The sequence below is a fragment of the Actinacidiphila sp. bgisy160 genome, assembly GCF_057707815.1.
Window position 1 is genome coordinate 67,567 of the sequence record NZ_JBYIQW010000010.1, and the last position, 18,574, is coordinate 86,140.

The 18,574-nt window shown below is 73.2% G+C and carries 20 protein-coding genes; 12 read left to right on the forward strand and 8 right to left on the reverse strand.

Annotation, left to right across the window (positions count from 1 at the left end; all coding sequences use genetic code 11):
* Positions 1 to 67: 67 nt before the first annotated feature.
* The 3 genes from AC3EUJ_RS11730 to AC3EUJ_RS11740 all read right to left on the reverse strand — a co-directional run bounded on the left by AC3EUJ_RS11730 (position 68) and on the right by AC3EUJ_RS11740 (position 3,280).
* Positions 68 to 1,045 carry a hypothetical protein gene (locus AC3EUJ_RS11730; protein ID WP_431961027.1) on the reverse strand — a complete coding sequence of 326 codons (978 nt, stop codon included), beginning with the start codon at positions 1,043 to 1,045 and terminating at the stop codon, positions 68 to 70.
* A gap of 148 nt (positions 1,046 to 1,193) precedes the next feature.
* Complete coding sequence (gene dapB, locus AC3EUJ_RS11735; protein ID WP_431961028.1) at positions 1,194 to 2,000, reverse strand: 4-hydroxy-tetrahydrodipicolinate reductase; 807 nt, start codon at positions 1,998 to 2,000, stop codon at positions 1,194 to 1,196.
* Between the two features lie 20 nt (positions 2,001 to 2,020).
* Complete coding sequence (locus AC3EUJ_RS11740; RefSeq protein ID WP_431961029.1) at positions 2,021 to 3,280, reverse strand: FUSC family protein; 1,260 nt, start codon at positions 3,278 to 3,280, stop codon at positions 2,021 to 2,023.
* Between the two features lie 168 nt (positions 3,281 to 3,448).
* Here AC3EUJ_RS11740 and AC3EUJ_RS11745 point away from each other — a divergent pair, with 168 nt between their 5' ends.
* From AC3EUJ_RS11745 to AC3EUJ_RS11765, 5 genes are read left to right on the forward strand one after another with little or no spacing between them, the layout of a single operon-like run.
* Positions 3,449 to 4,720 (forward strand): ABC transporter substrate-binding protein, encoded by a 1,272-nt coding sequence (locus AC3EUJ_RS11745; RefSeq protein WP_431961031.1) that lies wholly within the window; start codon positions 3,449 to 3,451, stop codon positions 4,718 to 4,720.
* On the forward strand, positions 4,717 to 5,601 hold the full coding sequence (locus tag AC3EUJ_RS11750; protein WP_431961032.1) for a carbohydrate ABC transporter permease: 885 nt from the start codon (positions 4,717 to 4,719) through the stop codon (positions 5,599 to 5,601). The genes AC3EUJ_RS11745 and AC3EUJ_RS11750 overlap by 4 nt, the downstream gene beginning before the upstream one ends.
* Entirely contained in the window at positions 5,598 to 6,437 is an 840-nt protein-coding gene (locus AC3EUJ_RS11755; RefSeq protein ID WP_431961033.1) for a carbohydrate ABC transporter permease, read from the forward strand. Before AC3EUJ_RS11750 ends, AC3EUJ_RS11755 begins: the two co-directional genes overlap by 4 nt.
* 10 nt (positions 6,438 to 6,447) lie before the next feature.
* Positions 6,448 to 7,647 (forward strand): ABC transporter ATP-binding protein, encoded by a 1,200-nt coding sequence (locus tag AC3EUJ_RS11760; RefSeq protein ID WP_431961034.1) that lies wholly within the window; start codon positions 6,448 to 6,450, stop codon positions 7,645 to 7,647.
* A gap of 4 nt (positions 7,648 to 7,651) precedes the next feature.
* On the forward strand, positions 7,652 to 8,299 hold the full coding sequence (locus tag AC3EUJ_RS11765) for a DedA family protein (RefSeq protein WP_431961035.1): 648 nt from the start codon (positions 7,652 to 7,654) through the stop codon (positions 8,297 to 8,299).
* 48 nt (positions 8,300 to 8,347) lie between these two features.
* Here the strand turns inward: AC3EUJ_RS11765 and AC3EUJ_RS11770 are convergent, their stop codons facing one another.
* Together AC3EUJ_RS11770 and AC3EUJ_RS11775 are read right to left on the reverse strand one after the other, a co-directional pair.
* Positions 8,348 to 8,797, reverse strand: coding sequence for a VOC family protein (locus AC3EUJ_RS11770; RefSeq protein ID WP_431961036.1), 450 nt, complete (start codon positions 8,795 to 8,797; stop codon positions 8,348 to 8,350).
* 77 nt (positions 8,798 to 8,874) lie between these two features.
* A complete protein-coding gene (locus AC3EUJ_RS11775) occupies positions 8,875 to 9,090 on the reverse strand; it encodes a dodecin (protein WP_431961037.1) in 216 nt (71 codons plus the stop codon).
* A 128-nt stretch (positions 9,091 to 9,218) separates the two neighbouring features.
* Between AC3EUJ_RS11775 and polX the strand changes: the two genes are divergently transcribed.
* From polX to AC3EUJ_RS11800, 5 genes are all read left to right on the forward strand, one after another.
* The gene (gene polX, locus AC3EUJ_RS11780; protein ID WP_431961038.1) at positions 9,219 to 10,952 is read left to right on the forward strand and encodes a DNA polymerase/3'-5' exonuclease PolX; all 1,734 of its coding nucleotides are present in this window, start codon (positions 9,219 to 9,221) and stop codon (positions 10,950 to 10,952) included.
* A 23-nt stretch (positions 10,953 to 10,975) separates the two neighbouring features.
* Complete coding sequence (locus AC3EUJ_RS11785) at positions 10,976 to 11,419, forward strand: hypothetical protein (protein ID WP_431961039.1); 444 nt, start codon at positions 10,976 to 10,978, stop codon at positions 11,417 to 11,419.
* A 129-nt stretch (positions 11,420 to 11,548) separates the two neighbouring features.
* A complete protein-coding gene (locus AC3EUJ_RS11790; protein ID WP_431961040.1) occupies positions 11,549 to 12,331 on the forward strand; it encodes a VOC family protein in 783 nt (260 codons plus the stop codon).
* Between the two features lie 95 nt (positions 12,332 to 12,426).
* Positions 12,427 to 13,857, forward strand: coding sequence for a lipase maturation factor family protein (locus tag AC3EUJ_RS11795; RefSeq protein ID WP_431961041.1), 1,431 nt, complete (start codon positions 12,427 to 12,429; stop codon positions 13,855 to 13,857).
* Positions 13,847 to 14,605, forward strand: coding sequence for a Mut7-C RNAse domain-containing protein (locus AC3EUJ_RS11800; RefSeq protein ID WP_431961042.1), 759 nt, complete (start codon positions 13,847 to 13,849; stop codon positions 14,603 to 14,605). The genes AC3EUJ_RS11795 and AC3EUJ_RS11800 overlap by 11 nt, the downstream gene beginning before the upstream one ends.
* Here the strand turns inward: AC3EUJ_RS11800 and AC3EUJ_RS11805 are convergent.
* The gene (locus AC3EUJ_RS11805) at positions 14,565 to 14,849 is read right to left on the reverse strand and encodes an acylphosphatase (protein WP_431961043.1); all 285 of its coding nucleotides are present in this window, start codon (positions 14,847 to 14,849) and stop codon (positions 14,565 to 14,567) included. The two genes, AC3EUJ_RS11800 and AC3EUJ_RS11805, sit on opposite strands and share 41 nt — an antisense overlap.
* Positions 14,846 to 15,583 (reverse strand): DUF72 domain-containing protein, encoded by a 738-nt coding sequence (locus AC3EUJ_RS11810; RefSeq protein ID WP_431961044.1) that lies wholly within the window; start codon positions 15,581 to 15,583, stop codon positions 14,846 to 14,848. Before AC3EUJ_RS11810 ends, AC3EUJ_RS11805 begins: the two co-directional genes overlap by 4 nt.
* An 87-nt stretch (positions 15,584 to 15,670) precedes the next feature.
* Between AC3EUJ_RS11810 and AC3EUJ_RS11815 the strand changes: the two genes are divergently transcribed.
* A complete protein-coding gene (locus AC3EUJ_RS11815) occupies positions 15,671 to 16,960 on the forward strand; it encodes an alpha/beta family hydrolase (protein ID WP_431961045.1) in 1,290 nt (429 codons plus the stop codon).
* A gap of 47 nt (positions 16,961 to 17,007) precedes the next feature.
* Positions 17,008 to 17,463, forward strand: a complete 456-nt coding sequence (locus tag AC3EUJ_RS11820) for a Crp/Fnr family transcriptional regulator (RefSeq protein WP_431961046.1) — start codon at positions 17,008 to 17,010, stop codon at positions 17,461 to 17,463.
* A gap of 181 nt (positions 17,464 to 17,644) precedes the next feature.
* Here the strand turns inward: AC3EUJ_RS11820 and AC3EUJ_RS11825 are convergent, their stop codons facing one another.
* The gene (locus AC3EUJ_RS11825; RefSeq protein ID WP_431961047.1) at positions 17,645 to 18,508 is read right to left on the reverse strand and encodes a DUF6777 domain-containing protein; all 864 of its coding nucleotides are present in this window, start codon (positions 18,506 to 18,508) and stop codon (positions 17,645 to 17,647) included.
* Positions 18,509 to 18,574 lie beyond the last annotated feature (66 nt).

Consider the following 18,574-nt stretch of genomic DNA (forward strand, 5'->3'; position numbering starts at 1 on the left):
CATACGCGGGGCCGGGAGGAACACAGCGTTCCTCCCGGCCCTCGTCGTGTCCGGCGGCAGCCCCGCGTCAGATCAGCACGTTCAGCAGACCGTAGTCGTACAGGCCGCCGTAGCCGCGGCCGAACTTGTCGCCGAACCCGTAGCCGAGGTCGTCGTAGCGGGCATCCTTTCCGTGGCCGCCGTGGCTCTTGCCGAGACCGAGGGTGCGGACGCCCTTGCCGAACCCGATGCCATAGCCATAGCTCACGCTGTAGTGGTAGCTGAAGTTGAACCGGAAGTGCTCGTTGCACTGCTTCTTGTGCTTCTTGTGCTTCTTGTGGTGGCCCTTGTCGTGGCCCTTGCTCCCCTTGCCGCCCTTGTTGTTGCCCTTATTGCCCTTGCCCTTGCTGCCCTTTCCCTTGCTGTCGCCCTTCCCGTGGTCCTCGTCCTTGTCCTTGTACGTCGCCTTGTCGCCGTTGTCGTTGTTGCCGCCCCCGCCCTTGCCGCCCTTGCCGCCGCCGCCACCCCGGGAGCCGTAGTCGCCCCAGTCGTCTTCGTCGTCGCCGCCACGGCCGTTGCCGCCCTTTCCGCCGCCGCCGTACCCGCCATCGCCCCCGCCGCCGCCGTACCCGCCGTCGTCGTCCCCGTTGCCCCCGCCACCGCCGCGGCCGTTCCCCCCGCCGCCGTACCCGCCATCGCCCCCGCCACCGCCGCGGCCGTTGCCGCCCTTTCCGCCGCCGTACCCGCCGTCGTCGTCCCCGTTGCCCCCGCCACCGCCGCGGCCGTTCCCGCCGCCGCGGCCGTTGTCCCCGTTGTCGCCGTAGCCGTTGTCCCCGTTGTCCCCGCCGCCGTAGCCGTTGTCCCCGCCGCCGTAGCCGTTGTCCCCGCCGCCGTAGCCGTTGTCGTCGTCGCCGTAGTCGTCACTGCCCTTGCTGTGGGAGCCGTTCCTGCTGTCGTCACTGCCCGGCGCGGCGACGGCGCTGCCGGTCGAGGCAGCCAATAGACTGGTTGCAAGAAGTCCGGTCGCGACGCCGAGAGCGCTGCGGCGCATCAGACTGGTTCGCATGAGGGTCCTTCCTTCGGACGCGTGGCGGGCGGCGGACGCCGCCCCGCGATCCAGTCGTACGTCGCGCGGCAAACGGCCGCCCGTCGAGCGGAGCGTCCGGGCGACAACGTGGCCAAGGAAGTGACGCAGTGCCACGAGCTACGGAACGTCAGTCCCCGCTGAGCAACAGCGCGTCGAGACCGCGCACCAGACCCCGGTGTGCCGCGGCCGCGCGAGCGGCGAGCAGGGTCCCCGCGACGTAGGGGGCGGGGGAGGCGCCCGCCTCGTGCCGGATCACCAGACGCTCGTCCGGCAGCCCGAACTGCGCCTCGACGGCAAGGGTGTAGCCCGGCAGCCGCAGCGAGTGGACCTGCGTGCCCGCGATCGACGCGCCGCGGGCCTCGGGGTGCCCGGCCGTGTGCTGTGGGTCCACGGCGTACTCGGGCCGCCGTACGGCGGCCAGTTGTTCGGCGAGTTCACGCGCGGTGCCGCTGGGGGCGTCGGGCTTGGTCGCGGAGGCGTAGTCGATGATCTCCCAGTGCGGCAGGTGACGGGCCGCCAGCCGGGCCGCCGCCTGCGCCAGCGCGGCGGTCAGCGAGAAGTTCCCCGAGGCCACGACACCGACCCCGTGCTCCTCGGCCAGCGCGGCGATCTCCTCGTAGTCGGTGCCGGACAGGCCCGACGAGCCGACCACGACGTTGACCCCCCGGACCACGGCGCTGCGCACGTGACGCCCGACCGCGGTGTGCGAGGTGTAGTCGATCAACACGTCCACGCCGTCCAGCGCGTCGTCGACCGTGCTGAAGACCGGCACCCCGAGTTCCGGACCGCCCCACACCGCCCCGAGGTCCGCGCCGGCGGCCGACCGCGCGACCGCCGTCCGCAGCCGCAGGTCCGCGGACTCCAGGACGGCACGCGCGACCGCTTCCCCGGTCCAGCCGGTCGCCCCGGCGACGCACACGTTCAGCAGGTCCATCCCTCCAGCATGACGCATGATCAGTGACCGTCCCGCCCGGAACCGGTCCCCCCGGGTGACCTGCGGCGCAGCCGGGCGGCGGCGGAGCGGGCCTGACGGCGTATCCGGCCGGACAGCGTCGGCGGGCGCGGCGCGGCGGCGACGAGCTGTTCCGAAAGCCACAGCGAGCGCTTCTCGAGGTCCAGCTCGTCCAGCAGTCGGTCGATGTTGGCCAGCAGCGCCCCGTACAGGTCCCAGCTCTCCCAGCGCCGTTCCGCCTCCGCCCGCAGCAGCGCCGCGATCCGGTCCCGCTCCTCCCGGCCGCGCCGCAGCGCGTCCTCCAGCCGGGCCTCCGCCTGGTCCGCGCCCTCCGTGACCTGGGCCGCGATCAGCCGGCCGAAACTGTCGACGGCGTCGGCCATGTCGGCGAACAACTCGTCGACGCCGACGGCCAGCCCGCCGGTGAACAGCGGCTCCCGGACACCGCGCTCGCGGTCCAGCTCCGTCAGCGAGCGGCACAGCGTCCGCAGCAGCACGGTCGACACCTCCAAGGTGTCCAGCCCGCTGCGCAGCAGGAGCCGGGCCATCGCGCCCTCCGCCGGTTTCACCCGCGGGTTGAGCCGGGTCCCCTCCTCCGCCCTGCGCAGCGAGGCGTCGAACCGCGCGATCTCGTTGTCCAGCCGGCGTGCGTCCATCAGCCAGGAGCGGGCCTGCCCGGCGGTGGCGCCGCCACGCACCTCCCGGCCCATACGGAGCATCAGCGCCCGCATGTGCTCGGCCAGCTCGCGCACCGCGTCTCCGGCCGGCTCCACGAAGGCGGGGGGCGGCACGACGACGTTCAGCAGCACCCCGACGACCGCTCCGACCAGGGTCTCCAGGATGCGGTCCACCGCCTCACCGGAGGGGGCGGGGACGGCCAGGATGAGCATGGCGCTGATCGCGACCTCGGCCACGAACTCGTCCACGCGGATGCAGTGACCGACCACCAGCGACGCCAAAATGATCAGCCCGAGGCTCCACCAGGTCAGCCCGATGAGCTCCGCGAAACCCACCGCGATGAGGACGCCCGCCACCACGCTGACCACCCGTCGGATGCCCGTGGTCACCGTCGTGTAGAGCGTCACCTGCACCACGAGCAGGGCCGTCAGCGGCGCTGTCAGGGGCGCGGGGTTGGGCAGCAGCCAGACGGCCACGGCGTACGACAGCACCGCGGCCACGGTGGAGCGCACCGTCTGCACGACGATCGGGTCGCTGTTGCGCCGCAGGAGGTCGGCGAGCGGGGCGGGGAGGACGCCGGGCACCCTGCCAGTCTCCCCGGGGGCGGGACGTCGGCACCGGGGCAGCGGGGACGGTTGCGCCGACCGCGTGAATACCCGGCGCCGACACGCCTCTGAGACGCCGTCGGCGGCCCCGGCGGGGGCTTCATGGCCTGGGGCCGGAGTGTGTCCGAGCAGGGGAGCGAGGTGCCTATGGCGTGCGCGGTGCGGCGCTCCCGGGCCCTTGCCGCGGTCCTCGTCCTCGCGGCCGCCGCGGTCGCGTGCGCCGGCGGTGCGTCGCGGACCTCCGGACGGGCGACACTCGACTGGTACAACTTCCCCGACGACTCCGGCGCGCTGCAGCAGGCGGCCGACCGCTGCAGCCGTGCCTCCGGCGGACGCTACGTCATCCGCTACAACAAACTCCCCCGGACGGCCGACGGCCAACGGCAGCAGCTCGTACGCCGGCTGGCCGCGCACGACCCCGCGCTCGACATCCTCGGCCTGGACGTCACCTGGGCCCCGGAATTCGCCGAGGCCGGCTGGATCCGCCCGTGGACGGGCACCCGGCGTGCCGAGGCCGTCCGGGACACCCTCTCCGCCCCGCTGCGCACGGCCATGTGGAAGGGCCGCCTCTACGCCGTCCCGTACAACACCAACGTCCAGTTGCTGTGGTACCGCGCGGACCTCGTGCCGGAGCCACCCACGACGTGGGCCGGGATGCTCGACGCGGCACGCGCCCTGGCGAAGGCCGGCAAGCCCCACCGGATCGAGGTCCAGGGCGCCCAGTACGAGGGGCTCACCGTCTGGTTCAACACGCTCGTCGCCAGCGCCGGCGGATCGATCCTCGACGCCGGAGCGACCGCGCCCTCGCTCGGCCCGCCCGCGGTCCGGGCCGCGGGCGTCATGCGGGACCTGGCCGTCTCACCGGCAGCCGACCCGTCGCTGCCCAACCAGATGGAGGACCAGAACCGGCTGGCCATGGAGTCCGGCAGCGCCGCCTTCGAGCTGAACTACCCCTTCGTGTATCCGGCGATGAAGGCCGACAACCCACAGCTGTTCCGGCACTTCCGGTGGGCCCGCTACCCGCGGGTCGACGCCGGCCGCCCCGCGCGGGTCACCATCGGCGGGATCGACCTCGCCGTCGGCTCCTACAGCCGGCGGCCCGAGCTGGCCTTCGAGGCGGCGCTGTGCCTGCGCGACCGGGACAACCAGCGGACCGCCGCGCTGCGGGGCGGCCTGCCGCCGACCCTGCGCCCCCTGTACGCCGATCCCGAGATCGAGCGCAGCTATCCCTTCGCCCAGGACATCCTCGCCGAGCTGGAGAACGCCGCCCTGCGCCCGCAGACCCCGGCGTACCAGAACGTGTCCATCGCGGTGTCCCACACCCTGTCACCGCCCGCCGCGATCCGGCCGGCCGAGTCCATCCGGGACCTGCGGGAGCAGATCGAGGACGCCCTGCAGTCCAAGGGGCTGGTCCCGTGACGCGGCGCTCGGAGGGTGCCCGGCAGGAGCGGCGGCTCGGCCTGCTGCTCTGCGCCCCCGCCGTGCTCGTCATGCTCACCGTGACCGCCTACCCCGTCCTCTATGCCGTCTACCTGTCCCTGCACCGCTACGACCTGCGCTTCCCGCAGCTCGCCCGCTTCGTGGGCCTGGACAACTACGCCGCGGTCCTGAGCTCCGGTTTCTGGTGGGAGGCCTTCTGGGTGACCTGCCTGATCACCGTCGTCTCCGTCGCGGTGGAACTGGCCCTCGGCATGGGCCTGGCCGTCGTCATGCACCGGGCGATCCTCGGCCGCTCCGCGGTGCGCACCGCGGTCCTGCTGCCGTACGGCATCGTGACCGTCGTCGCCGCCTTCTCCTGGCAGTACGCCTGGACCCCCGGAATCGGCTACCTCGTCGACGCGGCGGGGGAGGCCCCGCTGACCGACCAGTGGAAGGCCATCGGGCTGATCATCCTGGCCGAGGTCTGGAAGACCACGCCCTTCATGGCGCTGCTGCTGCTCGCCGGGCTGGCGCTGGTGCCCGAGGAGACCCTGCGCGCGGCCATGGTCGACGGCGCCGGCCGGTGGCAGCGCTTCCGGCTGGTCACGCTGCCGCTGATGAAACCCGCCATCCTGGTGGCGCTGCTGTTCCGCACCCTCGACGCGTTCCGGATCTTCGACAACATCTACGTGCTCACCCAGGGCTCCAACGGCACCGGTTCCGTGTCGATCCTCGGCTACGACAATCTCTTCACGGCCCTGAACCTCGGCATCGGCTCGGCGATCTCCGTGCTGATCTTCCTCTGCGTGGCGGTCATCGCCTTCGCCTTCATCCGGCTGTTCGGCACGGCCGCCCCGGGATCGGAGGACACCGGTCGATGAGCACGAGCCCGGCGCAGCGGCGGCGGATCGCCCGGTGGAGCGTGGTCAACACCGTCGTGGTGCTGTACGCGCTGTTCCCGGTGTGGTGGATCGTCGCCCTGTCCTTCAAGGACCCCGCCACGCTCTCCGACGGCAGCTTCGTCCCCCGCGCCTGGACGCTGGAGAACTACCGGGGCATCTTCGCGACCTCCGAGTTCACCCGCGCGCTGGTCAACTCCATCGGGATCGCCCTGATCTCCACCGTCGTCGCCGTCACGCTGGGCACCATGGCCGCCTACGCCGTGGCCCGGCTGCGCTTCCCCGGCAAGGGCCTGCTGATCGGCACCTCGCTGCTGATCGCGATGTTCCCGCCGATCTCCCTGGTGTCGCCGCTGTTCGACATCGAGCGCTTCCTCGGGCTGTTCGACACCTGGGCCGGGCTGATCATCCCGTACATGACCTTCTCGCTGCCGCTGGCGATCTACACGCTCTCGGCGTTCTTCCGCGAGATCCCCTGGGACCTGGAGAAGGCGGCCAAGGTCGACGGGGCCACCCCCGCCCAGGCCTTCCGGCTGGTCATCGCACCGCTCGCCGCGCCCGGGGTGTTCACCACGGCCATCCTGGTCTTCATCTTCTGCTGGAACGACTTCCTGTTCGCGATCTCGCTGACCTCCACCACCGCCGCGCGCACCGTCCCGGCGGCGATCGCCTTCTTCACCGGCAGCTCCCAGTTCCAGCAGCCCACCGGCTCGATCGCGGCGGCCGCCGTGGTCATCACCGTCCCGATCGTCGTCTTCGTGCTGCTGTTCCAGCGGCGCATCGTGGCCGGGCTGACCTCCGGCGCAGTGAAGGGCTGAAGGACCGCACATGGCCGAGATCACCCTCGAAGGCGTCACCAAGCGCTACCCCGACGGCGCAGTCGCCGTCCGCGACGTCAGCCTCGCCATCGCCGACGGCGAGTTCGTGATCCTGGTGGGGCCGTCCGGCTGCGGCAAGTCCACCACCCTCAACATGATCGCCGGGCTGGAGGACATCACCGAGGGCACCCTCCGCATCGGCGGCCGGGTGGTCAACGACAAGGCCCCCAAGGACCGTGACATCGCCATGGTCTTCCAGAGCTACGCCCTCTACCCCCACATGACCGTCCGCCAGAACATGGGCTTCGCCCTGCGGCTGGCCCACGTGGACAAGGCCGTCATCAAGGAGAAGGTCGAGGAGGCCGCCCGGGTCCTCGACCTCACCGGCCACCTCGACCGCAAACCCGCCAACCTCTCCGGCGGGCAGCGCCAGCGCGTCGCGATGGGCCGCGCCATCGTCCGGGAGCCCAAGGCCTTCCTGATGGACGAGCCGCTGTCCAACCTCGACGCCAAGCTGCGGGTCCAGATGCGCACCCAGATCGCCCGGCTGCAGCGGCGCCTGGGCACCACCACGGTGTACGTCACGCACGACCAGACCGAGGCCATGACCCTCGGCGACCGGGTCGTCGTCATGCGCGGCGGGGTCGTCCAGCAGAGCGGCTCGCCGCAGGAGCTGTACGACCGCCCGCGCAACCTCTTCGTCGCCGGGTTCATCGGCTCGCCTGCGATGAACTTCCTGCCCGCCGTGGTGGAGGAGGACCGACTGCGCACCCCGCTCGGCGAGCTGCCCCTCGACGACCGCCTCCGCGCCGCCCTGGCCCGCCGCGCCGGGCCGCGCGAGGTCGTCGTGGGCCTCCGGCCCGAGCACTTCGAGGACGCCGCGCTCGTCGGCCGGGACCGCGGCGGCGCCACGTTCACCGCCACCGTCGACGTCCGCGAGTCCCTCGGCTCCGACGTCTACGTCCACCTCGCCCAGGAGGGCGGCGCGGCCGCCGCGGAGCAACTGGCCGAGCTCGCCGCCGACTCCGGCCTCGCCGACACCGGCGCCGGCGGGCCCGAGGTCGTCGCCCGGCTCTCCACCAGGACCCGGGCCCGCGAGGGCGAACGCCTGCGGCTGTGGCTGGACACCGCACAGGCCCATGTCTTCGACCCGGCCACCGGCGACAACCTCACGCTTCCCGGACGCCCACGCGACACGACCGCGGGCTGAGCGCATGGCCCCGGCCACCGCCCCATCACCCCTCCCCGGCCCCCTCGCGGACCTGGCCCCGCTCCTCGACGCCGGGGGCTACCTGGCCGTCGGCGTCCTCGTCGTGCTCGACAACTGCGGCATCCCCGTGCCCGGCCAGACCATCCTCGTCGTCGCGGCAGCCTACGCGGGCACGGGGCGGACGGACCTCGCCGGCGTCGTCGCGGTCGCCGTCGCCGCGGCCGTCGCGGGCGACTGCCTCGGCTACCTCATCGGCCGCAGCGGCGGCCGCGCCTTCGTCCACCGCTGGGGTCGCTACGTCCTGCTGACCCCCGAACGCTTCCGGCGGGGCGAGGAGTTCTTCGCCCGGCGCGGCGACCTCGTCGTCCTCCTCGCCCGCTTCGTCGACGTCCTGCGCCAGACCAACGGCATCATCGCCGGCACCGCCGGCATGCCCTGGTGGCGCTTCCTGCTCTGCAACACCCTCGGCGCGATCCTCTGGGTCGGCGTCTGGGCCGCCCTCGGCTACGCCGCCGGAACCCGGATCGGAGCCCTCTACGCCTGGCTCACCCGTTTCCAGCTCTACGCCCTGATCGCCGTGGCCCTCCTCGCCGCCGTCCTGACCGCCCGCCACATCCGCCGCCGTCCGCGCCGCCGCGACGCCGGCTCCTGAGCGCGGCCGGCGCGGCTCGTCGCCGATGGTCCCTCCCCGGCCCGCCGGCTACACCACGCAGAACTCGTTGCCCTCCGGGTCCCGCATCACCACCCCGTAGTGGTCCACGCCCGGTTCGGCGAGCACGCGCAGCCGGGAGGCCCCCGCCGCGACCAGCCGGCCGGCCTCGGCCTCGACCCGTTCCCTGCGGGTCTCCAGGGGGACCTCGGCCCGGTCGCCGCCCACCTTGACGTCGAGGTGGAGCCGGTTCTTGACCACCTTGCCCTCGGGCACCCGCTGGAACCAGATCCGGGGCCCGTCACCGGCCGGGTCCACGATGGAGTCGCAGCAGTCCCCGTCGCCGAGCTCCTCCTCGGGCACACCGATGGAGAGCCAGTACTCCCGCCAGGTGGGGAAGCCGTCCGGCGCGTCCTCGAGCCGGTAACGTAGCGCGTCCGCCCAGAAGCGCGCCTGCACCTCCGGATCCGCGCAGTCGATCGTGAGCTGGAACGCGACCATGGTGTGCCTCCGTCGAAGTGGCCCGCCCGGTGCCTGCACCGGTGGGGCCCATGCTGCCCGACGGGTACGACAGTCGCTCAGCCGCTCTCCTCGATCCTGAAGCCGACCTTCAGCCCGACCTGGTAGTGCCCGACCCGTCCGCCTTCCAGGTGACCGCGGATCTGCGTCACCTCGAACCAGTCGAGGTTGCGCAGGGTCTCCGAGGCGCGGCTGATCCCGTTGCGGATGGCGGCGTCCAGGCCCTCGCTGGAGGAGCCGACGATCTCGGTCACCCGGTAGGTGTGGTCGGTCATGGGGCCTCCCTCATCGGTGGGACGGGCGGTGACGCCGCTCCTCCACGGTGCCTCACCGCCCGTCGGGCCGCGAGGGGAAGGACGCCCCGGGGCGTTAGCCCACGGCGTGTCACGGGAAGGGGCTCCACATGGCCAGGGCCAACGACGAGGTCGAAGCCCTGCTCCGCGAGTACGCCGACCTCATCCAGATCACCGGCGGCGACGCCTACAAGGCGCGCGCCTACGAGAAGGCCGCCCGCGCCATCGGCGGCTACCACGAGGACGTCTCCCGGCTCGACGACAAGGAGCTGCGGAAGATCCCCAACGTGGGGAAGTCCGTGGCCGAGAAGGTCACCGAGTACCTGCGCACCGGCACCGTCCCCGCCGTCGAGGAGCTACGTGCCCGCATCCCCGCGGGCGTGCGGGAGATGACCGCGATCCCGTCGCTCGGCCCCAAACGGGCCATGATGCTCTACGAGGAGCTGCACATCGCCTCGGTGCGGGAACTCGCCGACGCCATCCATGCCGAACGCCTGCGCGACCTGCCCGGCTTCGGTGCCCGCACCGAGGAGAACATCCTGCACGGCATCGGCCTGATGCAGTCCTCGGGCGGCCGGGTCCCGCTGAACGTCGCCACCGAGGTCGCCGAGGAGGTCGTCGCCGAACTCTCCGCGCTCCCCGGCTGCGAACGCTGCACCTACGCCGGCTCGCTGCGTCGCATGCGGGAGACCGTCGGCGACGTCGACGTCCTCGTCGCCGCCGAGCGGTCCGGGCCCTTCATGGAGGCGTTCACCCGGATGCCGACCACCGCCGAGGTCATCGTGCGGGGCGCCAAGAAGACCTCGATCCGTACCACCAAGGGCCTCCAGGTCGACCTGCGGGTGGTGCCGCCCGAATCCTGGGGCGCCGCGCTGCAGTACTTCACCGGCTCCAAGGCCCACAACATCCGCACCCGCGAAATGGCCGTCCACCACGGCCTCAAGCTCTCCGAGTACGGGCTCTTCGACACCGGGACCGGCGAGCGCGTCGTCTCCCGGACCGAGGAGGAGGTCTACGCCCGGCTCGGCCTGCCCTGGATACCGCCCACCCTGCGCGAGGACCGGGGCGAGATCCAGGCGGGGCTGGCCGGGGAGCTCCCCGAGCCGCTGGCCCCGCGCGCCGTCCGCGGCGACCTGCACACCCACACCGACCTCACCGACGGTCTCGCCGGCCTGGAGGAGATGGTGGCCGCGGCGGCCGCGCGCGGCTACGCCTACTACGCGGTCACCGACCACGCGCCCAACCTGTACATGCAGCGCATGACCGACGAGAAGATCCTCGCCCAGCGCGAGGAGGCCCGCCGCCTGGACCGCGCGCACGAGGGCATGCGCGTCCTGCACGGCACCGAGCTCAACATCGACCCCGACGGCGGCGTGGACTGGCCGGACGAGTTCCTGGCCGGCTTCGACCTGTGCGTCGCCTCGATCCACTCGCACTTCAACCAGGACCGCGAGGCCCTCACCCGGCGCCTGGTGCGGGCCGCCGAGAACCCCTACGTCAACATCATCGGCCACCCCACCGCCCGGCTGCTGGGCAGGCGCCCGGGCGTAGACGCCGACTTCGACGAGGTCTTCGCCGCCTGCGCCCGCACCGGCACCGCGCTGGAGGTCAACGCCCAGCCCGACCGGCTGGACCTCGGCGACGAGCTGATCCTGCGGGCCCGCCGGTACGGCGTGAAGTTCGCCGTCGACAGTGACGCGCACTCCACCGTCCACCTGGACTTCATGCGCTACGGCGTCGGAACGGCCCAGCGGGGCTGGCTCACCGAGGAGGACGTCGTCAACGCCTGGCCGCTCACCCGGCTGCGGCGCTTCCTGCGCAAGGGCAGCCGTACGCATCCGTGACCGTGCCCGGGGTAGGCGCGGCAGTGAGGGCCCGTACCACGCCCGACATCGAGGAGGACACGATGCTGCTGCTGGGATTCGTGCTCATGGGCGCCACCGCCGCTTTCACCGGACTCCTGATCGCCGAGAACCTCGGCGGAGGTCCCGACTACACCGTGACGCTGTTCGGCTCGGACGTCGCCACCGTCGACACCCTCGGCGCGTTCCTCGCCGGTCTCGCGCTCGCCCTGGTGTTCTGTCTGGCCTCGGTCATCGCCCTGGCCGGCGCGGGACGCGAGCGCAGCCGCCGTGCGGAGCTGCGCCGGCTGCGCCGCCGGGCCGCCACCACCGGTACCACCGCGACCACTGGCACCACCGGTACCACGACCGCCGCGGGTACCGCCAGGACCGACGACGAGACGGACACCGCCCAGAAGACCCCCACGGCCTCGGGCCGCCGCCGTGGCATGCACCTGTTCGGCCACTGACCCACCGGGCCGGAGTACGTGGCACCCGCCCACCAGTACGTACGACGTTCGTGCGACGGACCCGCCGAAGATGCCTCGGGGACCTGCTGCCGCCATTCTGGGAACGGGGCAGGACAAGGAGGCCGGTACGTGTCCACCACGAAGATCTGCTGTGTGGCGGGCGCCCCGTGCTGGGTCAGCCTGATGGCACGCGACCTGGACGTGGCGAAGGCGTTCTACGGACCACTGCTCGGCTGGGAGTTCGAACCCGGGCCCTCGCGCTGGGGCGCGTACGAACGCGCGCTGGTGAACGGCACGGAGGTCGCCGGCATCGGGGCCATCGCCAGGGACTGGGAGACCTCGGTGTCCTGGACCACGTACTTCGGGGTCGAGAGCGCCGACGCCACCGCCTCGGACATCCGCGACCGCGGCGGCACGGTGGCCGTCGGCCCGCTCGACTTCGACGCGGGGCGCCTCGCCCTGGTCGCCGATCCGATGGGCGCCTCCTTCGGCCTCTGGGAGGGCGAGCAGGGCCCCGCCCGCAAACTGCGGCTGCACGGCGCCCCCTCCTGGATCGAGTTGCGCACCCGCGACGCCTTCGCCGCGGCGCTGTTCTACGGCGAGGTCTTCCACTGGGACCGGCGCGGCCCCCGCTACGTCGTGGAATGGGAGAACGACCGCGTCGTCCTCTACGTCGACGGGCACAGCGTCGCGGGCATCCGCGGCGGCGGCGTCGAGGCGGCCGCCGACCCCAAGGTCCGCCCGCGGTGGCACGTCTTCTTCACCGTCACCGACGTCGACGAGGCCGTCCGGCGCGCCAAGGACCTCGGCGGCGAGGTCACCGGCGAACCGCTCGACAGTGCCTACGGCAGGGTCGCGGGCATCCGTGACCCGGAAGGCGGACTGCTCTCCCTCGTCGCCGACCACCAGTAGCCCGCGCCCGCCCGCGTCCCATCGGATGAACCTCCCCCCGCCGGCGTCCCGCCGGGTCGCGGACACCCCGGCGGGGCAATGGAGAAGCAGCGGCCATGGACTGGTTCACGGCACCCGATCACTGGCTGAGCCGCGTCGTCGTCCAGCGCGGTCTCGGCGTGCTCTACCTGGTCGCCTTCCTCGCCGCCGCGAACCAGTTCCGCGCCCTCATCGGCGAGCACGGACTGCTGCCCGTCCCGCATTTCCTGCGGCGAGTGCCGTTCCGCCACGCGCCGAGCCTGTTCCACCTCCGCTACTCCGACCGCCTCTTCGCCGCCGTCGCGTGGGGCGGTGTCGCGCTGGCCGCCGCCGTCGTCGCGGGCGCGACCGACCTCGTGCCGCTGTGGGCCGCCATGGTGATCTGGACGGCGCTGTGGCTGCTCTACCTGTCGATCGTCAACGTCGGCCAGACCTGGTACGCGTTCGGCTGGGAGTCCCTGCTGCTGGAAGCCGGCTTCCTGGCGGTGTTCCTCGGCAACGGCGACACCGGGCCGCCGGTGCTGGTCCTGTGGCTGATGCGCTGGCTGCTCTTCCGCGTCGAGTTCGGCGCCGGACTGATCAAGATGCGCGGCGACGCCTGCTGGCGCGACCTGACCTGCCTGTACTACCACCACGAGACGCAGCCCATGCCCGGCCCGCTCAGCTGGTTCTTCCACCACCTGCCGCGCGGAGCCCACCGGGTGGAGACCGCCGCCAACCACTTCGCCCAGCTGGTGGTGCCCGTCGCCCTGTTCACCCCGCAACCGGTGGCGAGCCTCGCCGCCTGCGTCGTCATCGTCACCCAGCTGTGGCTGGTGCTCTCGGGCAACTTCGCCTGGCTGAACTGGCTGACGATCGTCCTCGCCGTCGCCGCGCTCGACGGCTCGTACCTCGCCGCGCCGCCGCCCGCCGCGTCCGCCCCCCCGCCCGCCTGGTACGCGGCCCTGGTGATCGCCGCCACCGTCCTCGTCGCCGTCCTCAGCTACTGGCCGGCCCGCAACCTGGTCTCCCGCGGCCAGATGATGAACGTGTCCTTCAACCGGCTGCACCTGGTCAACTCCTACGGCGCCTTCGGCAGCATCAACCGGATGCGCCTGGAGGTCGTCGTCGAGGGCACCGACGCCGCCGAACCCGGCCCCGAGGCCGTGTGGAAGGAGTACGGCTTCAAGGGCAAGCCCACCGACCGGCACCGGATGCCGCGCCAGTTCGCCCCGTACCACCTGAGGCTGGACTGGCTGATGTGGTTCGCCGGGATCTCCTCGGCCTACGCGTGGGGCTGGTTCATCCCGTTCGTCGTCAAGCTCCTGGAGAACGATCCCCGCACGCTCCGCCTGCTGCGCAGCAACCCCTTCCCGCACGCCCCGCCGACCTACGTCCGTGCCCGCCTCTACCACTACCGCTTCACCGACTGGCGCACCCTGCGCGCCACGGGGGCCTGGTGGGAGCGGAGCCTGGTGCGCGAGTACCTGCCCCCGGTCGACCTCGAGAGCCTGCGCCATGTCCGGTGACGGCCCCGGCCGCACGCCCCGGAGCCGGCTGCGGCTGCGGTTCGCCGCGGAACTGGGGACGTTCCTCTCCGCGCCCCGGCGCGGACGGGAGGTGCGGGTGGCGGCCGACGGGGTGTCCACGCTCGGGCACGTCGTGCAGTCGCTGGGGGTGCCGCTGACCGAGGTCGGCGCGATGGCGGCGGACGGGCGTCCGGCCGGGCCGGCGTACCGGCCGCGGGGCGGGGAACTGGTGGAGGTCGCCGCCGCGACCAGGCCCCAGCCCGCCGCCGCCCGCTACCTGCTCGACGTGCACCTGGGCAAGCTCGCCCGGCGCATGCGGATCCTCGGCCTGGACACCGCGTACGGCAACGACCTCGACGACGCGACACTGGTCGCCAGGGCCAACGCCGAGGGGCGGGTGCTGCTGACCCGCGACCGCGGCCTGCTGGCGCGCCGCGCCCTGCGCCGCGGGGCCTATGTGCGCGGTGACCGCGCCGACGAGCAACTGGCCGACGTCCTGGACCGGTTCGCGCCCCCGCTGGCGCCGTGGACCCGCTGCACCGCCTGCAACGGCGTCCTGGCGCCGGTGGCCAAGGACGAGATCGCCCACCTGCTGCAACCGGGCACCCGCAGGACCCAGGACGCCTTCGCGCGCTGCGCCGACTGCGCCCGGATCTACTGGCCCGGCGCCCACCACGGGCGGCTGGACGCCCTCGTCGCGCAGGCCCTCAGCCGCGCCACGGGGTGGGACGGATCTCGAAGCCGGTGAGCCCCTCCGGCTCCTCCTCGACGACCTCCACACGGTCCACGATGGACAGCCGAGAGCCCTCGTGTGACCACGCCACCATCCGCTCCACCGCCTCCGGTGGGCCCTCGAAGACCGCCTCGACCGTGCCGTCCGGCCGGTTGCGGACCCACCCCGCGGCACCGGTGTCGGCCGCCGTCGTGCGGCAGGTGTCCCGGAAGTACACCCCCTGCACGTCACCCGACACGACCACCCGCCGCCGGATCACGACGGCCGCACCTGGCGGACCGCGTCGCGGAAGGCGTCGGCGTCCAGGACGGCCGCTCCGCCGGGGTCGTTGTTGAAGTACACAAACACGTCGGAGCCCTCCGGCCAGGTGTCCGCGATGCGGTGTGCCCAGGTGGTCAGCGCCCGGGAGCCGTAGCGGGGCCACGGCCGGGCGATGCCCTCATGGAAGCGTACGTAGCCCCAGTCCGCGGTACGCCACAACGGGGTCACCGGGCGTGCCCGCCGGTCGGCCCAGCAGAGCGCGGCGCCGCGGCGCTTCAGCAGGGCGCGGATCTCGGGGGTCCACCAGGAAGCGTGCCGCGGCTCGACGGCCACCCGCACGCCCTGCGGGAAGCAGCGCAGGCACGTCTCCAGGACGCGGGCGTCGGCCCTGAGGTTCGGCGGCAGCTGCAGCAGGACCGGGCCCAGCCGGTCGCCGAGGCCCGCCGCGTGGGACAGCAGCCGCCGCACCGGCTCCTCGGGGTCGCGCAGCCGCTTCATATGGGTCAGGTAGCGGCTGGCCTTGACCGCCATCACGAAGCCCTCGGGCGTGTGCTCGCGCCAGCTCGCGAAGGTCTCCCGGGACGGCAGCCGGTAGAACGCGTTGTTGCACTCGACCGTGCCGAACCGGCGCGCGTACACCTCCAGCCACAGCCGCTGCGGCACCTGGGGCGGGTACAGCACGCCGCGCCAGTCCCGGTACTGCCACCCCGAGGTTCCCACGAGCACGGACATCGCGTGGTCCCTGCCGGTTGCTTGCTGGTCCCTATTCAGGGTAGGACGTAAGGAGTCGCGCATCTCCCCGCTCGCGGGGGTGGAACCATGCACTTCACAGACCGCGCGGATGCCGGACGGCAGCTCGCCGAGCGGCTACGGCATCTGGACCTCGACAACCCCATCGTGCTGGGCCTGCCGCGCGGCGGCGTGGTCGTCGCCTACGAGGTGGCGCAGGCCCTGCACGCCCCCCTGGACGTGATCGTCGTCCGCAAGCTGGGCGTCCCGTACCACCGGGAACTGGGCTTCGGCGCCATCGGTGAGGGCGGCGCCAAGGTGCTCAGTGACGACATCGTCCGCATGAGCCACGTCTCGCGCGCCGACATCGACACCGTCGAGCACCGCGAGGAGGCCGAGCTGGCCCGGCAGGCGCACCGCTTCCGCGAGGGGCGCCCGCGCACGCCACTGGCCGGCCGCACGGTGCTCCTCGTCGACGACGGCGTCGCCACCGGCGCCACCGCCCTCGCCGCCTGCGAGGTGGCCCGCGCCCAGGGCGCCGCCCGGGTCGTGCTCGCCGTGCCCGTGGCCTCGCCGCAGGCGCTGCCCGCCCTGCGGCACGCCGCCGACGACGTGGTGTGCCTGTCGGCGCCGAGCGCCTTCTTCGCGGTGGGGGAGTGGTTTGACGACTTCTCCCAGACCGCCGACGACGAGGTGTCCGGGCTGCTCAAGCAGGCCGCCGCCCGGGGACCGCGGACCACCGAGGTGGATCTGGCCGTGGGCGGCGAGACAGGGGCGCGGCTCGCCGGGACGCTGACCATGCCCGCCGACGCGCGGGCCCTGGTGATCTTCGCCCATGGCAGCGGCAGCAGCCGCCACAGCCCGCGCAACCGGGCCGTGGCCGCCGCCCTCAACCAGGCCGGCCTCGGCACCTTGCTGTTCGACCTCCTCACCACCGCCGAGGAGGCGGACCGGGCCAACGTCTTCGACATCGAACTGCTCGCCGCCCGCCTGGTCGACGTCACCGAATGGGCCCGCGGGGAGAACCTGCCGCTCGCCTACTTCGGGGCCAGTACGGGCGCGGCCGCCGCGCTGTGGGCCGCGGCCGACCCCCGGGCCGCCCCGTACGTCTCCTCGGTGGTGTCCCGGGGCGGCCGTCCCGATCTGGCCATGCCCCGGCTCGGCGAGGTCAGGGCGCCCACCCTGCTCATCGTCGGCGGCCGGGACACCACCGTCCTGGAGCTGAACCAGCGTGCCCAGGAAGCGCTCAGCTGCCCCAGCCTGCTCCACGTGGTGCCCGGCGCCACCCACCTGTTCGAGGAGCCCGGAGCGCTCGACGAGGTGGCGCACCTGGCCCGCGACTGGTTGGCCGGGCACCTCCCTGCGACGGCCGGTCCATGACCGTACCCTGAGGTCAGGGGTGCGGACGGGAGTAGGAGGATGCGCCGATGAGCAGCACGGTGACCATGCTGGACTCACTCCCGCCGGCCCACCGCAGGACCTTCCTGGAACACGCCAGGAAGGTCAGCTTCCCGCAGAGCTGGCGCATCTGCGGCGAGGGCAGATTCGCCGACCGGTTCTGGGTGGTCGAGTCGGGCGCCGTCTCCATCGACATGGACGTGCCGGGCCGCGGTGCGGTCTCCGTCGAGACCCTGGGTCCCGGCGAACTCATCGGCTGGTCCTGGCTGTTCCCTCCCTACCGCTGGCAGGTCGGCGCCCACGCGCTGGGCTCCGTGGGCGCGTACGAGTTCAACGCGGCCGAGATCCGCGACCTGTGCCGGGACGACCCGGTGCTGGGCCAGGCCATCGTGCTGGCCGCGGCCCAGACCATCTCCCAGCGGCTCGCGGCGGCCCGGGCGCGGATGCTCGACATGTACGGGCCGCGCCTGCAGGAGCACTCCTGAGGGCACCGCCGGCCGTCAGGGGCGCGACCTGAGGGCCTCGGCCAGCCATCGGAATTCGGCCACGTGTGGGACGCGGCGGCTCACCGGCGAGCACCGCCGGCAACTGCCGGTAGCGCTCCGCACGGCCGGCGACGAGTCTGGACCTTCCAGCGGCTGGAGGCTCAAGCCCCGGAGCCGGGGCTCACCTCACCCAGGTGTCGTCGGCGCCCCTGGTTCCCACCGGGCGGCGGAACAGCTCGTCGCGTCCCGCGTCGTACAGGACGAACGACCGGTGCGCCGCGGGGGCGGGGCGCACCGCGACCACCTCCGAGGCCCGGAAGCCGGGCCACGGCTGGCCGGTGTGGCCGGCACCGGCGATCGCCTTCGGCGCCGACAGCGGATTGCCGCCCGCGCAGCGCACCCGGGGCACCCCGCGGTCGTCGACGAGCACCGCCGTGCCCGCCTCCAGCACCGCGGCGAAGGAGGTCGCGGAGCCGTCCGCGAAGCCGTGGTCGGTGACCCGGGTGTCGGCGCGCAGCAGCGCGGGGGTGAGCGACTTCAGGTACCGCCCGATCCCGTCGGCGTGGACGCCCGCCACCCGGGCGAAGGCGGCCGCCTTGCCGGGGTCCGCGGTCAGGTGCTCGGCCTGCTCGGTGACCGCGCAGGGCGCCTTGCCCTTGGTGCCGCCGTACAGGGCGCGCGTTCCCCCGGAGACGCTCGGCGCCCCGTAGGTGGCGGAGGGCTTGGGGGTCAGGGTGGGCGCCGGTGCGTCCGGGGGGAGGAACTCCCTGGCCGTGCCCGTGGTGAAGGCGTCGAGGCCCGCCGCCTGCGCCGGCTGGAGGACGATCTGCGGCCGGGTGGGTGACGGGCTCCGCTCCGGCGCGGCCGAGCCCCCGTCCCCGCCCCGTGTGGCCAGGAAGACCGCCAGGACGAGCGCGGCGGCCCCCAGCGCCGCGAGCGCCGACAGCCCGGCACTCGACGTCCACCAGCGTCGGCGCGCGTGCGCGGGCGGGTCCTGGCCGGGGCCGGGCGCGCCGGGGGGCTCCTGGGGCGGGGGCGACGTCACTCCCGCATTCTCCGTCCACGCTCCGACGGGACCGCAAGCCGGGGCAATCCGGACGGGCGGGCTGTC